Source organism: Pseudomonas sp. 273 (assembly GCF_029201425.1).
Taxonomy (GTDB): Bacteria; Pseudomonadota; Gammaproteobacteria; order Pseudomonadales; family Pseudomonadaceae; genus Pseudomonas; species Pseudomonas delhiensis.
On sequence record NZ_CP116775.1, the window covers coordinates 7,447,450 to 7,465,708 of the forward strand.

An 18,259-nucleotide genomic window follows, 5' to 3' on the forward strand; every position below is an offset into this window, starting at 1 on the left:
GCATCCCCCGCAGGTCGACGTCGCCCGCTGGCGGTCACGAGCCGCACCAGGGCGCCACGTCAGCCTTTTCCTGCCCCGCATGCGTGAGTACCCAATCGTGGACGGCATCTTTCTCCAGCAAATGATCAACGGGCTGACCCTCGGGTCGGTCTACGGCCTGATCGCCATCGGTTACACGATGGTCTACGGCATCATCGGCATGATCAACTTCGCCCACGGCGAGGTTTACATGGTCTCGGCCTACCTTTCCGCCATCGGCCTGGCGCTGCTGGCCTTCTTCGGCCTGCACTCCTTCCCGCTGCTGATCCTCGGCACGCTGATCTTCACCATCTTCGTCACCGGCGTGTACGGCTGGGCGATCGAGCGCATCGCCTACAAGCCGCTGCGCAACTCCACGCGCCTGGCGCCGCTGATCAGCGCCATCGGCATGTCGCTGATCCTGCAGAACTACGTGCAGCTGTCCCAGGGCCCGCGCCAGCAGGGCGTGCCGACGCTGCTCGAAGGCGCCTTCAAGCTCCACATCGGCGACGGCTGGGTGCAGCTGACCTACACCAAGCTGTTCATCCTGCTGGCCTCCTTCGCCGGCATGGCCGTGCTCACCTACGTGATCCAGTACACCAAGCTCGGGCGCATGTGCCGCGCCACCCAGCAGGACCGCAAGATGGCCTCGATCCTGGGCATCAACACCGACCGGGTGATCTCCTACGTGTTCGTCATCGGCGCCGCCATGGCCGCGCTGGCCGGCGTGCTGATCACCATGAACTACGGCACCTTCGACTTCTACGCCGGCTTCATCATCGGCATCAAGGCGTTCACCGCCGCGGTGCTCGGCGGCATCGGCTCGCTGCCCGGGGCCATGCTCGGCGGCCTGATCCTCGGCGTGGCCGAGGCGCAGTTCTCCGGCATGGTCAACACCGACTACAAGGACGTGTTCGCCTTCGGGCTGCTGGTGACCATCCTCATCTTCCGGCCGCAGGGACTCCTGGGCCGGCCCCAGGTATCGAAGGTGTGAGCATGGCTACCGCAACCGCTTCCGCCCCGCGCATCGACCTCAAGCAGAGCCTGGTGGACACCGTCCTCGCCGGCCTGGTCGCCCTCATCGTGTTCGGCCCCATCGTCGGCATCGTGCTCGACGGCTACAGCTTCAACCTGCAACCGGTGCGCCTGGCCTGGATGGTCGGCGCGGTCATGGCCGGGCGCCTGGTGCTCAGCCTGTTCCTGCAGACCGCCGCCGGCAGCCGCGTCCTCGACCGCTTCGAGGGCTCCGACTCCGGCATCCAGGTGCTGCCGCCGGGCTACAAGACGCGCCTGCGCTGGATAGTCCCGCTGCTGGTGGTGGCCGCAGTGGCCCTGCCGTTCTTCGCCAACAAGTACCTGCTCACGGTGGTCATCCTCGGCCTGATCTACGTGCTGCTGGGCCTGGGCCTGAACATAGTGGTGGGCCTGGCCGGGCTGCTCGACCTGGGCTACGTGGCCTTCTACGCCATCGGCGCCTACGGCCTGGCGCTGGGCTACCAGTACCTCGGCCTGGGCTTCTGGACGGTGCTGCCGCTGGCCGCCATCACCGCGGCGATGGCCGGGGCGCTACTGGGCTTCCCGGTGTTGCGCATGCACGGCGACTACCTGGCCATCGTGACCCTGGGCTTCGGCGAGATCATCCGCCTGATCCTCAACAACTGGCTGTCCTTCACCGGCGGCCCGAACGGCATGCAGGTGCCGGCGCCGACCTTCTTCGGCCTGGAGTTCGGCCGCCGGGCCAAGGAGGGCGGCACGCCCATCCACGAGTTCCTCGGCATCGACTACAACCAGAACCTCAAGTTCATCTTCATCTACGCCGTGCTGTTCCTGGTGGTGCTGCTGGTGCTGTACATCAAGCACCGGCTGACGCGCATGCCGGTGGGCCGCGCCTGGGAAGCGCTGCGCGAGGACGAGATCGCCTGCCGCTCGCTGGGTCTGAACCACGTGCTGGTCAAGCTCTCGGCGTTCATGCTGGGCGCCTCCACCGCGGGCCTGGCCGGGGTGTTCTTCGCCAGCTACCAGGGCTTCGTCAACCCGTCGTCGTTCACCTTCTTCGAGTCGGCGCTGATCCTCGCCATCGTGGTGCTCGGCGGCATGGGCTCGACCCTCGGCGTGGTGATCGCCGCCTTCGTGCTGACGGTGACGCCGGAGCTGCTGCGCAGCTTCGCCGACTACCGCGTGCTGCTGTTCGGCATGCTCATGGTGCTGATGATGATCTGGCGCCCGCGCGGGCTGATCCGCATCAACCGCAGGGGCTTCGCCGCACGCAAGGGGGTGGCGCCATGAGCGACAAGATTCTCAGCGTCGAGCACCTGATGATGCACTTCGGCGGCATCAAGGCGCTCAACGACGTCAACCTGGACGTGGAGCGCGGCTCCATCACCGCGCTGATCGGCCCCAACGGCGCCGGCAAGACCACAGTGTTCAACTGCCTGACCGGCTTCTACAAGGCCACCGGCGGGAAGATCCTGCTCAACACCCAGGGCGCCACCACCGACGTCATCAAGATCCTCGGCCAGCCGTTCCAGGGCGGCGACTTCGTCAACCCGGCGCAGTTCGGCAGCCGCCTGTACTACAAGATGTTCGGCGGCACCCACCTGGTGAACCGCGCGGGGCTGGCGCGCACCTTCCAGAACATCCGCCTGTTCCGCGAAATGTCGGTGGTGGAGAACCTGCTGGTGGCGCAGCACATGTACGCCAACCGCAACCTGGTCTCCGGCATCCTCAACACCCCCGGCTACCGCCGCGCCGAAAGCGACGCCCTGGACCACGCCTTCTATTGGCTGGAGGTGGTCGACCTGGTGGACTGCGCCAACCGCCTGGCCGGCGAGATGTCCTACGGCCAGCAGCGCCGCCTGGAGATCGCCCGGGCCATGTGCACGCGCCCGGAAATCGTCTGCCTGGACGAACCGGCCGCCGGCCTCAACCCGCAGGAGACCCAGGCGCTGAGCCGCATCGTGCGCTTCCTGCGCGACCACCACGGGATCACCGTGCTGCTCATCGAGCACGACATGGGCATGGTGATGAACATCTCCGACCACATCATCGTGCTCGACCATGGCGATGTGATCGCCCGCGGCCTGCCGGCGGAGATCCGCAGCAACGACAAGGTGATCGCCGCCTACCTGGGCGCAGACGAAGAGGAGGTCGCATGACGGCGCCGATTCTGGAATTCCGTGATGTGGATGTGTTCTACGGGCCGATCCAGGCGCTGAAGAAGGTTTCCCTGACCGTTGGCGAAGGCGAGACGGTGGCGCTGATCGGCGCCAACGGCGCCGGCAAGTCCACCCTGCTGATGTCCATCTTCGGCCAGCCGCGCGCGGCCGCCGGGCAGATCCTCTACCGCGGCCAGGACATCGCCCGGCGCTCGGCGCACTACGTGGCCTCCAACGGTATCGCGCAGTCGCCGGAGGGGCGCCGGGTGTTCCCCGACATGAGCGTGGAGGAGAACCTGCTGATGGGCACCATCCCCGTCGGCATGGACCACGTCCAGGAAGACATGCAGCGCATGTTCGACCTCTTCCCGCGCCTGAAGGAGCGGCGCAACCAGCGCGCCATGACCATGTCCGGCGGCGAGCAGCAGATGCTCGCCATCGCCCGCGCGCTGATGAGCCGGCCCCGGCTATTGCTGCTCGACGAACCCTCCCTGGGCCTGGCGCCCATCGTGGTCAAGCAGATCTTCCAGACCCTGCGCGAACTGGCGCAGACCGGCATGACGCTGTTCCTCGTCGAGCAGAACGCCAACCACGCGCTCAAGCTCTCCGACCGCGGCTACGTGATGGTCAACGGCGAGATCCGCATGAGCGGCACGGGCCAGGAGCTGCTGGGCAACCAGGAGGTGCGGGACGCCTATCTGGGAGGGCACTGACGTGCCAGCTGCAAGCTGCAGGCGGCAAGCGGCAAGCGAGAGCGCTGTTTGCAGCTTGTGGCTTGCGGCTTGGAGCTGATCCGGAGGATCTCATGGCAACTGTTCGTTTTCTGAGTAACGCCGACGTCGCCGAGCGCCTGGCTTATCCACAGCTGATCGAGGCCCTGCGCCAGGGCCTGGCCGGCAGCTGCGAGGCGCCGGTGCGTGGCTGCCATGCGCTGCCCGGCGACGCCACGCTGCTGACCATGCCGGTGTGGCGGCCAGGGCAGGACATCGGCGTCAAGCTGGTCACCGTGTTCCCCGGCAACGGCGCGCGCGGGTTGCCGGCGGTGGCCGCGCTGTTCTGCCTGTTCGACGGTGTCGACGGCCGCCCCCTGGCGCTGCTCGAAGCCTCCGAACTGACCGCCCGGCGTACCGCCTGCACCTCCGCGCTGGCGGCGGACCACCTGGCGCGACGCGATGCCGAGCGCCTGCTCATCGTCGGCAGCGGCACCCTGGCGCCGCACATGGTGCGGGCCCACTGCGCGGTGCGCGGGTACCGCGAGGTCGCCATCTGGGGGCGGCACCCGTCGAAGGTCGCCGCGCTGGTCGAGCGCCTGGCCGCCGAGGGCTACCCGGTGCGGGCCTGCGAAGACCTCGCACCAGGCGTGGCCGCGGCCGACACCGTCAGTTGCGTGACCACCTCCCGCGAGCCGCTGGTGCACGGCGAGTGGCTGAGCCCCGGCACCCACCTCGACCTGGTGGGCGCCTTCCTGCCGAGCATGCGCGAGACCGACAGCGAGGCCGTGCGCCGCGCGCGCATCGTCGTCGACACCCGCGAAGGCGCGCTGGAGGAAGCCGGCGACCTGTTGATTCCCCTGGCCGAGGGCGCCATCGCCGAATCGGCCATCCACACCCAGCTCAGCGACCTGCTGCAGGGCCGCGGGCTGCGCCGCGACGACCAGGAGATCACCCTGTTCAAGTCGGTCGGCTACGCCCTGGAAGACCTGATTGCCGCGCGCCTGCTGGTGGAGCAGGGGGCTAGCGGGTTATCCAGCGAAACTGTGGAGGACGCTGTGGATAAGGTTGGGGCAGCTGCCGCAAAGCACCGCCCCGGCCCGCCTGCGGGGCGTCGCCGGTTTTTTCGCCAGGTGGCGTAAAATCCTGTATATACAGACAGTTGGGCGGCTTGCGTGGGCGTCGGCGGGCCGTGCGGGTTGTCCACGGAATCTGTTGGGCAATCTGTGGATAAGCTTGGGAAAGCCGGCGCCGGCCCATGCCCTGCGCGGGGTGTGCGGCATTGGCCGGTTTTTCGCCTGGCCCTTGGCTGGGGAATGCCGGCCAGGCCACCACTGCGCTTGTCCCCGGCTGCTGTTGAAAAGCCTGTGGAAAACCTGGGAGCAGACTTCCCTGCGGTCCAGCCCCGGGCGCTTGCCGAACTGTTTGGCCGTTGTTGGCGGCGGCTGTAGCGCAGGTCGGGCGGGGAGGGCTGCTATCCTGCCAGGTCCGACAGAACATCCCGCCAGCAGAGGAATTGGCCCATGACTCCCACCCTGTTCATCACCGGCGCCACATCCGGCTTCGGCGAAGCCTGCGCCCGTCGTTTCGCCCGCGACGGCTGGTCGCTGGTGATCACCGGCCGTCGCGAGGACCGCCTGCAGGCCCTGGCCAAGGAACTGTCCAGCCAGGCCGAAGTACTGCCGATCACCCTCGACGTGCGCGACCGCGCCGCCGTGGCCCATGCCGTGGACAACCTGCCGGCCGGCTTCGACAAGCTGCGCGCGCTGATCAACAACGCCGGCCTGGCCCTGGGCGCCGACCCCGCGCAGGAATGCGACCTGGACGACTGGGACACCATGGTCGACACCAACATCAAGGGCCTGATGTACTGCACCCGCCTGCTGCTGCCCCGGCTGATCGCCCACGGCCGCGGCGCCAGCATCCTCAACCTCGGCTCGGTGGCCGGCCAGTGGCCGTACCCGGGCAGCCACGTCTACGGCGCCACCAAGGCCTTCGTCGAACAGTTCTCCCTGAGCCTGCGCTGCGACCTGCAGGGCACCGGCGTGCGCGTCAGCAACCTGGAGCCGGGCCTGTGCGAAAGCGAGTTCTCCCTGGTGCGCTTCGGCGGCGACCAGGCCCGCTACGACAAGACCTACGCCGGCACCGAGGCGCTGCAGCCCGAGGACATCGCCGAGACCATCCACTGGATCGTCAACCAGCCGCCGCACATCAACATCAACAGCCTGGAGATCATGCCGGTGAGCCAGGCCTGGGCCGGCTTCTCGGTGCATCGCAAGGGCTGAGGCGGCGGGTTGGGCCAGGACGTAGGGCGAATAACCGTTCGCGGTTATCCGCCGCTACACCTTGGCTCGAGCCGATCCCGTGACCAACCCTGGGCGACCTCCAGGGGCAGGCCAATCGGCGGATAACGCCGTAGGCGTTATGCGCCCTACGGTCGTCGCCCGCGCGTTATCATCCGCCAACTCCTCCCCGCCACAAGAGCCTCCTGATGAGCAAACCAGGCCAACGCGTGCTGGCTGAACTGCGCAAGATGATCGCCTCCGGCGAGCTGGCCGCCGGCGAGCGCATCGTCGAGATCCCCACCGCCGAGCGCCTGCAGGTGTCGCGCATGCCGGTGCGCATGGCGTTGCGCGTGCTGGAGCAGGAAGGGCTGCTGGTCAAGGCCGGCAACCGCGGCTACACGGTGCGCGAAGTCACCGAGGAGGACATCGCCGGCGCCGTCGAAGTGCGCGGCGTACTGGAGGGGCTGGCGGCACGCCAGGCCGCCGAGCGCGGCATCTCCGAGGACACCCGGGCGGTCCTGCAGACCTGCCTGGACGAGGGCGACCGCATCTTCGCCAAGGGCCACGTGCTGCCCGAGGACCTGGAGGCCTACCACAGCCTCAACATGCGCTTCCACCAGGCGATCATCGAGGCCAGCGGCAACCGCGCCATCGCCGAGGCCCTGGCGCGCAACGACCACCTGCCGTTCGCCTCGGTCAGCTCGCTGGCGGTGGACCGCGACAACCTCCCGCGCGAATACCAGCGTTTCAACTTCGCCCACATGCAGCACCACGCCGCCTACGACGCGCTGGTCAACGGCCAGGGCGCACGGGCCGAGGCGATCATGCGCGAGCACGCCAACGCCACCCTGCGCTACGCCGCGTACTTCCATCCGCCGCGGGAGGGGGTGGCGGTGTTGAAGAAACCCGCCGCGCCGGAAAAGGACTGGTCGTAGGAGCGGACTCCGTCCGCGATTCGCGGTTATCCGCGACCCCGAGCGGCCTTGGGCCAAGGTCAAACGGCGGATAACGCGGAGCGTTATTCGCCCTACGCCAAGCCCACCCCGAGCGTAGGGCGAATAACCGTTCGCGGTTATCCGCCGCCGGCCGGAGCTCCGGCGCCCGAGGATATAGGCGTTATGCGCCCCACGCCCAAGCCCACCCGAGCGTAGGGCGGCTATCCGCCGTCGGCCGCAGCACCGGCGCCGCCTCATGCGCCCTACAGGTCCAACACCAACCGCGCACTCCGCGACCGTGAGCAGCAGGGGTGAACTGGTCGTTGGCAGCCTGCTCGTCCTCGGTCAGGTACTGGTCACGGTGCTCCGGCACACCTTCCAACACCCGCGTCAGGCAGGTGCCGCAGATGCCCTGCTCGCACGCCACCTGCACCTCCACGCCGATGCCGCGCAGCGCTTCAACCACGCTCTGCCCGTCCTCCACGCGCACCACCTGGCCGCTGCTCGCCAGCTGCACTTCGAAGGCTTCGCCGCCGACGTCCGGCTCGGCGCCGAAATACTCGCGGTGCAGGCGTGCCTCGTCCCAGCCCAGGGCGCGGGCACTGTCCAGCACGTGCGCCATGAAGCCCGCCGGGCCGCAGGTGTACAGCTGCGCATCGCCCGCCTGGGCGGCCAGCAGCGCGGCCACGTCCAGGCGCCGCGCCGCTTCGCCGCCGTCGAAATGGCAATGCACGCGGGTGGCGAAGGCGGACTGTGCCAGGTACTCGACGAAGGCCGCCTGCCGCGCCGAGCGGGCGCAGTAGTGCAGTTCGAAGTCGGCGCCGCTGCGGGCCAGGTGCTCGGCCATGCTCAGCAGCGGCGTGATGCCGATGCCGCCGGCCAGCAGCAGGCGCCGCCCCGGGCCTTCGGCGAGGGGGAAGAGGTTGCGCGGTTCGCCAATGCGCAGCGGCTGCCCGGCCTGCAACCCGTGCACCGTGCGCGAGCCGCCGCGGGAGTCGGCGCAGCGCAGCACGGCGATGCGGTAGCGGTGGGTTTCGCCCGGCGCATTGAACAGCGAGTACTGGCGCACCAGCCCGCCGGGCAGGTGCAGGTCGATGTGCGAGCCGGCGCTGAAGGCCGGCAGGGGGCCGGCGTCGGCGCGGGCCAGGTCGAGGCTGAGGATGTCCGGGGTTTCCCGCTGCACGCGGGTGATGACGACGTCTAGCACGGTGGTGGTCTCACGCTTGGCCGGCCCCGCGGGCCGGCGCTGGAAGGGCGGTCAGGCGCTGGCGATCAGCGCGGCGGCAGGCTGGCGCTCGGTCTCGCAGAGGCGTTCGAGGATGCGCCGCGACTGCACGCCGCCGGCGTCGATGTTCAGCTTCAGCAGTGGCCGCTGCGGGTGGCGCAGCAGGTTCTGCTGCTGCTGTTCGAGCATCTCCAGGTCCTCGCCGAAGATCTTCCCCTGGCCCTCGCGGATGGTCGTGGTGAGCGCCGCGTCCCGGGGCTGGAAGTTGCGCGCCATGCCCCAGAAGTACCAGATGGAGGTCTCGGTCTCCGGGGTGATGAAGTCCACCACTATGCTCGACGCCTTGTGCTGCGCCGGCGCGTGGTAGCCGCCGTGGCCGGCGTGGGCCACGCCCACCTCGATCAGCACGTGGCTGGGCGGGGTGAAGCGGCAGATCTGCCAGCGGTCCACCGGCACGTCGTCGGCCAGGCCGTTGCCGCGCAGGGCCATGCGCCAGAAGGGCGGGGCCATGACGTTTTCCATGTGCCGCTCGGTGATCACCTCGTCGCCTTCCACGCGGGTCTTCGGCGCGGCTTCGTCGATCTCCTTCTGGCCGATGCTGCTGGCGTGCACGTAGGTCTCGTGGGTGAGGTCCATGAGGTTGTCGATCATCAGCCGGTAGTCGCACTGGATGTGGTACAGGCCGCCGCCGTAGGCCCAGTCCGGGTTGTCGGCCCATTCCAGGTGGTGGATCAGCGCCGGGTCGGCCTCGGTGGCGTCGCCCGGCCACACCCAGACGAAGCCGTAGCGCTCCTCCACGGCGAACCTGCGGATGGCCGGGAAGCCGCGCACGCGCTGGCCGGGCATGGACTCTGTGTGGCCCGAGCAGCCCATGGCCAGGCCGTGGTAGCCGCAGACCAGCTTGCCGTCCTCGACGAAGCCCAGCGACAGCGGCGCGCCGCGGTGTGGGCAGAAGTCCTCCAGCGCCGCTACCCGGCCCTCGGGGCCGCGGTAGAAGACCATCTTCTCGCCGCAGACCTGCCGGCCCAGGGGCTTGTCGGCGATCTCGTCGGGGGTGCAGGCGACGTACCAGGCGTTCTTCGGGAACATGGGGCGATCCTCATCTTGTGGTTGTTATTGGATCCAATGGTTTGCTTCGAGGGCGAAGGCTGTCAACCCGCATGGTCGAAAAATAATCAGTTCGTTAATCGAACGATTTTCCGGGATAGGCGAAAACTCCGATATTTGCTTGGTTTCTCCTGGGGCTGCGGTGCCGGAAAGGGGGCCGGCCAGCGATGCCTTGCCGATATTGGGATCCAATGAGGCTTGTTTTCGGGATCCACTGCTGCCAGGGTGTGCGCCACCGAGCCTCCACAAGAACAACAAGAGGAACCTGCCATGCCGGCCTTGCCTTGCCCGTGCTGCGTCCAGCCCCACGCCCCGTCGACCCAGGGGGTGCGCCCATGAACCGCGACCTGCGCGCCGCCCTCGACCAGGGCCCGATGAACCGCTTCCAGTGGACGGCCATCGGCATCTGCATCCTGCTCAACATGATCGACGGCTTCGACGTGCTGGTGATGGCCTTCACCGCCGCCTCGGTGTCCGCCGAATGGGGCCTGAACGGCGCCCAGGTCGGCCTGCTGCTCAGCGCCGGGCTGTTCGGCATGGCCGCCGGCTCGCTGTTCATCGCCCCGCGCGCCGACCGTTTCGGACGCCGCCCGCTGATCCTCTTCTGCCTGCTGCTGTGCGGCACCGGCATGCTGCTCTCGGCCTTCGCCCAGAGCCCGACGCAGCTGGCCCTGCTGCGCGGCTTCACCGGCCTTGGCATCGGCGGCATCCTCGCCAGCAGCAACGTGATCGCTGCCGAGTACGCCAACCGTCGCTGGCGCCCGCTGGCGGTCAGCCTGCAGTCCACCGGCTATGCCCTGGGCGCCACCTTCGGCGGGCTGCTGGCGGTGTGGCTGATCGGCCACTGGGGCTGGCGCTCGGTGTTCCTCGCCGGCGGCGTCGTCTCCCTGGCGGCCATCCCGCTGGTGCTGGCGGGCCTGCCCGAGTCCCTCGACTTCCTGCTCGCCCGGCGCCCGGCCAACGCGCTGGCGCGGGTCAATGCCCTGGCCGCGCGCCTGGACCTGGGGCAGCTGGACGAACTGCCGGCGGCGCGGGTGCGCGGGGCAGGGGGCGTGGCCGCGCTGCAGCTGCTGGCCCCCGCGCTGCGCCGCTCGACCCTGCTGATCTGGCTGCTGTTCTTCCTCGCCATGTTCGGCTTCTACTTCATCATGAGCTGGACGCCCAAGCTGCTGACCGCCGCCGGCCTCACCGCGCAGCAGGGCATCACCGGCGGCGTGCTGCTGAGCTTCGGCGGCATCTTCGGCGCCGCCCTGGTCGGCGCGCTTTCGGCACGCGTGCCGCTGCCGCGGGTGCTGCAGGGCTTCATGCTGGTCACCGCCGTGCTGCTGGTGCTGTTCCTCGGCTCGGCGTCGTCACTGGCCGCAGCGCTCGGCCTGGGCCTGCTCATCGGGGTGTTCGTCAACGGCTGCATCGCCGGGCTCTACGCGCTGTCGCCGCAGGTCTACCCGGCCGACGTGCGCGCCACCGGCGTGGGCTGGGCGATCGGCGTCGGCCGCCTGGGGGCGATCCTCTCGCCCACCGTGGCCGGGCTGTTGCTGGACGGCGGCTGGCAGCCGCTGCACCTGTACGGGGTGTTCGCCGTGGTCTTCGTCGCCGCCGCCCTGGTGCTGCTGGGCCTGCGCCCGCCGGCGCCGGCCGGTGAACCGCTGGCCGCGCACTGAGGGCGCCTCAATGCTGCCCGTCGATGATCGCCTCGGCGATGCTGTTGCGGAACCACTCCAGCGCCGCCGAGTGCTCGCTGCTGGCGCGCCAGTGCAGGGACACCTCGAACGCCGGCACGGCGAAGGGCAGTTCGAGCATCTTCAGCCCGCCCTCGGCGACGAACATGCGGGCGATCTGCGCCGGCAGGATGGTCAGCAGGTCGGTGCCGGGGATGATCTTCGGCAGCACCGAGAAGTGCGGTACGCGCAGGGCGATGCGGCGCTCCAGCTTCATCGCCTGGAGCACGTCCTCGGCGATGCCGTGGCCGGAGGTGCGCGTCACCACCACGTGGCGCTCGGCCAGGTAGCCGGCCAGCTCCAGGCGCTCGCCGATGCGCGGGTGGTCGGCGCTGAGCAGGCACACGTAGCGCTCCTGGATCAGCACCCGGCTGCGGCTGCCGGGCACCGCCTGGCGGCAGATGGCGGTGTCCACCTTGCCGCTGGCCAGCCAGTCGCCCACCTCGTCCACCTGCAGCGGCAGCACCTCCACCTCGGCCAGCGGCGCCTCGCGGTTCAGCCGCGCCAGGATCAGCGGCAAAAAGCCCAGCTCGCCGAGGTCGGACAGGGCGATGCGGAAGCGCCGCCCGGTGCTCGCCGGGTCGAACTGGCGGGTGCTCTGCACCGCGCCCTCGATGCGCGTCAGCGCCTCGCGCAGGGTGCCGTACAGCTGCTCGGCGACGAAGGTCGGCTGGATGCCGTCGCGGCTGCGGCTGAACAGCGGGTCGTCGAACAGCTCGCGCAGCCGCGCCAGGGCATAGCTCACCGAGGGCTGGGTGACGAACAGGCGCTCGGCGGCGGCGGTCACGCTGCCGGCCTCGTAGAGGGTGACGAAGGTGCGGATCAGGTTGAGGTCGATCTGGGCCATGGTATTCTCATAGATGGTTTTTATTTTCGATAGAAAGACTATCGATTTGATCGATTATCAGGCCGCTGCGACAGTAGCGCAAACCCAAGAACGAGCCTGAAGGGCCAGCATGAAAACCGTCCACTCCGCCTCCTACGACATCCTCCGGCGCCACGGCCTGACCACCGTCTTCGGCAACCCCGGCTCCAACGAGCTGCCGTTCCTCAAGGACTTCCCCGAGGACTTCCGCTACATCCTCGGCCTGCACGAGGGCGCGGTGGTCGGCATGGCCGACGGCTTCGCCCTGGCCAGCGGCCAGCCTGCCTTCGTCAACCTGCATGCCGCCGCCGGCACCGGCAACGGCATGGGCGCGCTGACCAATGCCTGGTACAGCCACAGCCCGCTGGTGATCAGCGCCGGCCAGCAGGTGCGCTCGATGATCGGCGTGGAGGCCATGCTGGCCAACGTCGAGGCGCCGCAACTGCCCAAGCCGCTGGTGAAGTGGAGCGCCGAGCCGGCCTGCGCCCAGGACGTGCCGCGCGCGCTGAGCCAGGCCATCCACATGGCCAACCTGGCGCCCAGGGCGCCGGTGTACCTGTCCATCCCCTACGACGACTGGGCGCAGCCGGCGCCGGCGGGCGTCGAGCACCTGGCCGCGCGCAACGTGGCCAGCGCCGGGCTGCCTTCGCCGGCGCAACTGGGGGAACTGGCCGGGCGCCTGTCGCGGGCGAGCAACCCGGTGCTGGTACTGGGGCCGGACGTCGATGGCGCCCGCGCCAACCCGCTGGCCGTGCAACTGGCGGAGAAGCTGCGGATGCCGGCGTGGGTCGCGCCCTCGGCCTCGCGCTGCCCGTTCCCCACCCGCCACCCGTGCTTCCGCGGCGTGCTGCCGGCGGCCATCGCCGGCATCTCCAGGCTGCTCGCCGGGCACGACCTGATCCTGGTGGTGGGCGCCCCGGTGTTCCGCTACCACCAGTTCGCCCCGGGCGACTACCTGCCCGCCGGTGCCGAGCTGGTGCACATCACCTGCGACCCCGGCGAGGCCGCCCGCGCGCCCATGGGCGATGCCCTGGTCGGCGATATCTTCCTCACCCTGGAGGCCCTGGTGGAAGCCGTCCGCCCCAGCGCCCGGCCGCTGCCCGAGGCCCTGCCGCGCCCGGCGCCACGCGCCGCCGAAGCCGGCCCGCTGCACCCGGAGACGGTGTTCGACGTGATCGACGAACTGGCCCCGGACGATGCCATCTTCGTCAAGGAATCCACCTCCACCGTGACCGCCTTCTGGCAGCGCGTGCAGATGCGTGAGCCGGGCAGCTACTTCTTCCCGGCCGCCGGTGGCCTCGGCTTCGGCCTGCCGGCGGCGGTCGGCGTGCAGCTGGCGCAGCCGCAGCGGCGGGTGATCGGCATCATCGGCGACGGCTCGGCCAACTACGGCATCACCGCGCTCTGGACCGCCGCGCAATACCGCATCCCGGCGGTGTTCATCATCCTCAAGAACGGCACCTACGGCGCCCTGCGCTGGTTCGCCGGGGTGCTCGACGTGCCCGACGCGCCGGGCCTGGACGTGCCCGGCCTGGACTTCTGCCAGCTCGGCCGCGGCTACGGCGTGCGCTCGGTGCAGGCGGCCGACGCCGCGAGCCTGCGCGAGGAACTGGCCCGCGCCCTGGCTGGCGACGAGCCGGTGCTGATCGAGGTGCCCACCCTGACCATCGAGCCCTGACGCGTGCGCGCCCTGCCTGGGGCGCTCCCCGCTACACCCACAGAAAAATAACAAGAGGTGGTTATGCACAAGACGACAGTCGCGGCGGTGATCGACGCCGCCCGCTTCAACCGCACCCACTGGCTGATCCTGGCCTGGGGCTGCTTCATCATGCTGTTCGACGGCTACGACATGGTGGTCTACGGCTCGGTGGTGCCCAGGCTGATGCACGAGTGGCAGCTCAGCCCGGTGCAGGCCGGCACCCTGGGCAGCTGCGCGCTGTTCGGCATGCTCTTCGGCGGCACCCTGCTGGCGCCCCTGGCAGACCGCTTCGGCCGGCGCCGCCTGGTGATCCTGATGACCCTGCTGGCGAGCCTCGCCGCCTTCCTCACCGGGCATGCGCGCAACCCGCTGGAGCTGGGCGTCTGCCGCTTCGGCACCGGCCTGGCGCTGGGCGCCCTGGTGCCCAGCGCGGTCAACCTGATCAGCGAGTTCGCCCCGGCCGGGCGCCGCGCCACGCTGATCACCGTGATGTCCAGCTTCTACTCGGTGGGCGCGGTGCTCTCGGCGCTGGTGGGCATCGCGCTGATCCCGCAGTGGGGCTGGCAGTCGGTGTTCTACGTCGCCGTGCTGCCGGTGCTGGCAGTGCCGCTGATGCTGCGCTACCTGCCGGAATCGGCGGCCTTCCTCGAACTCAAGGGCCGCCGCGGCGAGCTCGACACGCTGCTGGCCAAGGTCGAGCCGAGCTACCGTCCGGGCACCGAACTGGCGATCGCCGAGGTGGATGCCGATGCCGACAAGGCACGCCTGCCGCAGCTGTTCAACGCCGGCCAGGCGCTGGGCACCCTGCTGCTGTGGGTGGGCTTCGCCATGTGCATGCTGATGAGCTACGGCCTCAACACCTGGCTGCCGAAGCTGATGGCCAACGGCGGCTACCCGCTGACCTCCAGCCTGGTGTTCCTCGTCACCCTCAACGTCGGCGCCACCCTCGGCGCGCTGTTCGGCGGCTGGCTGGCCGACCGCCTCGGCACCCAGCGTACCCTGGTGCTGTTCTTCGCCCTGGCCGCGGCCTCGCTGGCGGCGCTGGGCGTCAACCCCGGCCCCTGGCTGCTCAACACCCTGCTGGTGATCGCCGGCGCCACCACCATCGGCACCCTGGCGGTGATCCACGCCTACGCCTCGCAGTTCTACCCGGCCCACGTGCGTTCCACCGGCGTCGGCTGGGCCGCGGGCATCGGCCGCCTCGGCGCCATCGCCGGGCCCATGCTGGGCGGCAGCCTGCTGGCCCTGGAGCTGCCGTTCCAGGAGAACTTCCTGGCCTTCGCCCTGCCCGGCGTCATCGGCGCGCTGGCCATCGGCTGCATCCGCGTACGCCCGCGCGCCGTCGGCGCGGCCTTCGCCGCCCCGGAAAAAACCGTTTGATCAGGAGACCGTCCATGACCGCTTACACCGACTTCCACCTGCAACCCCTCGCCGGCGAATGGCGCACCGGCAGCACCGGCAAGCCGCTGCGCGACAGCAACCCCTACGACGGCGGCCTGCTGGCGGAAATCCCCCAGGCCAGCCGCGAGGACCTGGACGCCGCCTACCGCAAGGCCGCCGAAGTGCAGCCGGCCTGGGCCGCGTTGCCGCCGGCGGAACGCGCCGCGTTGCTCTACCGGGTGGTGGAAGTATTCGACCGGCGCCGCGAGGAAATCATCGACTGGATCATCCGCGAGTCCGGCAGCACTCGCCTGAAGGCCACCCTGGAATGGGGCGCGGCGCGGGGCATCACCCTGGAGTCGGCGTCCTTCCCCAGCCGCGTGCACGGGCGCATCGTCGACTCCAACATCCCCGGCAAGGAAAGCCGCGTGTACCGCAGCGCCATCGGCGTGGTCGGCGTCATCAGCCCGTGGAACTTCCCCCTGCACCTGACCCAGCGCTCGCTGGCCCCGGCCCTGGCGCTGGGCAACGCGGTGGTGGTCAAGCCGGCCAGCGACACCCCGGTGTGCGGCGGCCTGCTGCTGGCGCGCATCTTCGAGGAGGCCGGGCTGCCGGCCGGGGTGCTCAGCGTGGTGGTCGGCGCCGGCAGCGAGATCGGCGACGCCTTCGTCGAGCACCCGGTGCCCGGCCTGGTGACCTTCACCGGCTCCACCCCGGTGGGGCGCAACATCGGGCGCATCGCCAGCGGCGGCGCGCACCTCAAGCACGTGGCCCTGGAACTGGGCGGCAACAGCCCCTTCGTGGTGCTGGAGGACGCCGACCTGGAACAGGCGGTGAACGCCGCGGTGTTCGGCAAGTTCCTGCACCAGGGGCAGATCTGCATGGCGATCAACCGCATCATCGTGGTCGACGCGCTGTACGACGCCTTCGCCGCGCGCTTCGTCGAGCGCGTGAAGCAGGTGAAGGTCGGCGACCCGCAGGCGGCCGAAACCGCCATCGGCCCGATCATCAACGCCCGCCAGCTCGAAGGCCTGCTGGAGAAGATCGAGCTGGCCCGCCGCGAAGGCGCCAAGCCGCTCTACGAGGGCGGCGTGCAGGGCCAACTGCTGGCGCCCCACGTCTACGGCGAGGTCGGCCCGGAGATGGAGATCGCCCGCGACGAAATCTTCGGCCCGCTGATCGGCCTGCTGTGCGCCCGCGACGAAGCCCACGCCCTGGAACTGGCCAACGCCAGCGAGTACGGCCTTTCCAGCGCCGTGTTCACCCAGGACCTCGAGCGTGGCGTGGCTTTCGCCCGCCAGGTGCGCGCGGGCATGACCCACGTGAACGACATCCCGGTCAACGACGAGGCCAACGCGCCCTTCGGCGGCGAGAAGAACTCGGGCCTTGGCCGCTTCAACGGCGACTGGGCGATCGACGAGTTCACCCGCGACCACTGGGTGAGCGTGCAACGGGAGGCGCGCCACTACCCGTTCTGATGCTCTAGCCGGTTCTGCCAGTAACCCCACCCACGGTGCGCCCATGCAGGCGCGCCGTGGGCCGCTGCACCCTGAAAAACGGAGAACAATAACAATGCAAAGCCGTCACACCGCCGTATTGCCGTCCCTCGCCTGCGCAGCGCTGCCGCTGTTCGCCTGCCTGCCCGCGCAGGCCGAGGAGGGCGGCTTCTTCGAGGACGCGCGCACCGACCTGGTACTGCGCAACTACGCGTTCAACCGCGACTTCCGCGACCACAGCGCCGGCAAGAGCCTGGTCAACGAATGGGCCCAGGGCTTCATCCTCAAATTCACCTCCGGCTATACCCGCGGCCCGTTGGGCTTCGGCGTGGATGCCCTGGGCCTGTACGGCGTGAAGCTGAACAGCAGCCGCGACCAGAGCGGCTCCGAGCTGCTGCCGGTGCACGACGACGGCAAGGCCGCCGACGAATACGGGCGTGTGGCGGTGGCCGCCAAGCTGCGGCTGTCGGCCAGCGAGCTGAAGCTGGGCGAGATGCTCCCGGACGTGCCGGTGCTGCGCTACGACGACGGCCGCCTGTTGCCGCAGACCTTCCGCGGCGCGGCGCTGGTGTCCCGCGAGTGGGACGGAGTGAGCCTGCATGGCGGGCGCTACGACCAGGTCAGCCTGCGCAACTCGGCGGACCTGCAGGACCTGTCGTCCTGGTCGGCGCCCACGGCGAAATCCGATGCCTTCAACTACGCCGGCGCGGAGTACCGCTTCAACGACCAGCGCACCCTGGTCGGCGCCTGGTACGCGCAACTGGAGGACATCTACACTCAGCGCTACTTCAACCTGCTGCACAAGCAGCCGGTGGGCGACTGGCTGCTGGGCGCCAACCTCGGCCTGTTCTTCGACCGCGACGACGGCCGCGCCCTGGCCGGCGACATCGACAGCCACACCGCCTACGCGCTGCTCTCGGCCAACCATGGCGGGCACACCTTCTACGTCGGCCTGCAGAAGGTCGGCGGCACGGGCATGTGGCAGTCGGTCTACGGCAGCAGCGGGCGGACCATGGGCAACGACATGTTCAACGGCAACTTCACCAACGAGGATGAGCGCTCCTGGCAGCTGCGCTACGACTACGACTTCGCCGCCCTGGGCATGCCCGGCCTGGTGAGCATGGTGCGCTACGGCAAGGGCGACAACGCCACCACCAAGGCCGGCAGCGGCGGCAAGGAATGGGAACGCGATGTGGAGCTGGGCTACACGGTGCAGAGCGGGCCGCTGAAGAAGCTCAACGTGCGCGTCAACCACGCCAGCAACCGGCGCAGCTTCAACAGCGATTTCGACCAGACGCGGGTGATCTTCAACTACCCGATTTCGCTCTGACGACGAGGGGCATTCGCGGGTCGGTGCGTGGGGCGACCCATCGCGGACAGAGTCCTCCTACGTCCGAGCCATGCCATTCCCCTGTAGGAGCGGGCCCTGCGCGCGATTCGCGGGCAGGGCCCGCTCCTACAATGGGGCGACATGGGAGACGCGAATTTTGATCCAGTCACCCCCGCGAACGAGGGAGCCCAGAAGACAGTTGCTCCTACGGTGCAGGTGCGTGGGGCGAATAACCGTTCGCGGTTATCCGCCGCTACACCTCGGCTCGGCCCGGCTTCGCGGCGAACCTTGGCGACCTCCACGGCCGGGCCAATCGGCGGATAACGCCGTAGGCGT

14 protein-coding genes and 1 pseudogene are annotated in these 18,259 nt (G+C 69.5%); 12 read left to right on the forward strand and 3 right to left on the reverse strand.

Features of this window, described 5'->3' with window-relative positions; genetic code table 11:
• Positions 1-97 precede the first annotated feature (97 nt).
• The 7 genes from PKO50_RS33910 (at position 98) to PKO50_RS33940 (ending at position 7,103) form a co-directional block, all read left to right on the forward strand.
• Positions 98-1,012, forward strand: a complete 915-nt coding sequence (locus PKO50_RS33910) for a branched-chain amino acid ABC transporter permease LivH (protein ID WP_089390024.1) — start codon at positions 98-100, stop codon at positions 1,010-1,012.
• A gap of 2 nt (positions 1,013-1,014) precedes the next feature.
• Positions 1,015-2,304, forward strand: coding sequence for a high-affinity branched-chain amino acid ABC transporter permease LivM (gene livM / locus PKO50_RS33915; RefSeq protein WP_275628441.1), 1,290 nt, complete (start codon positions 1,015-1,017; stop codon positions 2,302-2,304).
• Entirely contained in the window at positions 2,301-3,173 is an 873-nt protein-coding gene (locus tag PKO50_RS33920) for an ATP-binding cassette domain-containing protein (protein WP_275628442.1), read from the forward strand. Before livM ends, PKO50_RS33920 begins: the two co-directional genes overlap by 4 nt.
• Positions 3,170-3,886 (forward strand): ABC transporter ATP-binding protein, encoded by a 717-nt coding sequence (locus PKO50_RS33925; RefSeq protein WP_275628443.1) that lies wholly within the window; start codon positions 3,170-3,172, stop codon positions 3,884-3,886. The genes PKO50_RS33920 and PKO50_RS33925 overlap by 4 nt, the downstream gene beginning before the upstream one ends.
• 92 nt (positions 3,887-3,978) lie before the next feature.
• On the forward strand, positions 3,979-5,025 hold the full coding sequence (locus PKO50_RS33930) for an ornithine cyclodeaminase family protein (RefSeq protein WP_275628444.1): 1,047 nt from the start codon (positions 3,979-3,981) through the stop codon (positions 5,023-5,025).
• Between the two features lie 381 nt (positions 5,026-5,406).
• A complete protein-coding gene (locus PKO50_RS33935) occupies positions 5,407-6,168 on the forward strand; it encodes an SDR family oxidoreductase (RefSeq protein ID WP_089390029.1) in 762 nt (253 codons plus the stop codon).
• A 206-nt stretch (positions 6,169-6,374) separates the two neighbouring features.
• Positions 6,375-7,103, forward strand: a complete 729-nt coding sequence (locus PKO50_RS33940) for a GntR family transcriptional regulator (RefSeq protein ID WP_275628445.1) — start codon at positions 6,375-6,377, stop codon at positions 7,101-7,103.
• Positions 7,104-7,366: 263 nt separating this feature from the next.
• Here PKO50_RS33940 and PKO50_RS33945 read toward each other — a convergent pair.
• Together PKO50_RS33945 and PKO50_RS33950 are read right to left on the reverse strand one after the other, a co-directional pair.
• Positions 7,367-8,310: pseudogene (locus tag PKO50_RS33945) on the reverse strand (PDR/VanB family oxidoreductase).
• Between the two features lie 51 nt (positions 8,311-8,361).
• Positions 8,362-9,417, reverse strand: coding sequence for an aromatic ring-hydroxylating dioxygenase subunit alpha (locus PKO50_RS33950; protein ID WP_275628446.1), 1,056 nt, complete (start codon positions 9,415-9,417; stop codon positions 8,362-8,364).
• A gap of 353 nt (positions 9,418-9,770) precedes the next feature.
• Here PKO50_RS33950 and PKO50_RS33955 point away from each other — a divergent pair, with 353 nt between their 5' ends.
• Positions 9,771-11,096 carry an MFS transporter gene (locus tag PKO50_RS33955; RefSeq protein ID WP_275628447.1) on the forward strand — a complete coding sequence of 442 codons (1,326 nt, stop codon included), beginning with the start codon at positions 9,771-9,773 and terminating at the stop codon, positions 11,094-11,096.
• Between the two features lie 7 nt (positions 11,097-11,103).
• Here PKO50_RS33955 and PKO50_RS33960 read toward each other — a convergent pair whose 3' ends face one another.
• Positions 11,104-12,000 (reverse strand): LysR family transcriptional regulator, encoded by an 897-nt coding sequence (locus PKO50_RS33960; protein ID WP_089390034.1) that lies wholly within the window; start codon positions 11,998-12,000, stop codon positions 11,104-11,106.
• Positions 12,001-12,109: 109 nt separating this feature from the next.
• On the opposite strand from PKO50_RS33960, the gene mdlC reads away from it, so the two are divergent.
• From mdlC to PKO50_RS33980, 4 genes are all read left to right on the forward strand, one after another.
• Positions 12,110-13,696 (forward strand): benzoylformate decarboxylase, encoded by a 1,587-nt coding sequence (mdlC, locus tag PKO50_RS33965; protein ID WP_275628448.1) that lies wholly within the window; start codon positions 12,110-12,112, stop codon positions 13,694-13,696.
• 63 nt (positions 13,697-13,759) lie between these two features.
• The gene (locus PKO50_RS33970; protein WP_275628449.1) at positions 13,760-15,097 is read left to right on the forward strand and encodes an aromatic acid/H+ symport family MFS transporter; all 1,338 of its coding nucleotides are present in this window, start codon (positions 13,760-13,762) and stop codon (positions 15,095-15,097) included.
• Positions 15,098-15,111: 14 nt separating this feature from the next.
• Positions 15,112-16,575 carry an aldehyde dehydrogenase family protein gene (locus PKO50_RS33975; protein ID WP_275628450.1) on the forward strand — a complete coding sequence of 488 codons (1,464 nt, stop codon included), beginning with the start codon at positions 15,112-15,114 and terminating at the stop codon, positions 16,573-16,575.
• A 94-nt stretch (positions 16,576-16,669) separates the two neighbouring features.
• Positions 16,670-17,923, forward strand: a complete 1,254-nt coding sequence (locus PKO50_RS33980) for an OprD family porin (protein WP_275628451.1) — start codon at positions 16,670-16,672, stop codon at positions 17,921-17,923.
• Positions 17,924-18,259: the final 336 nt, after the last annotated feature.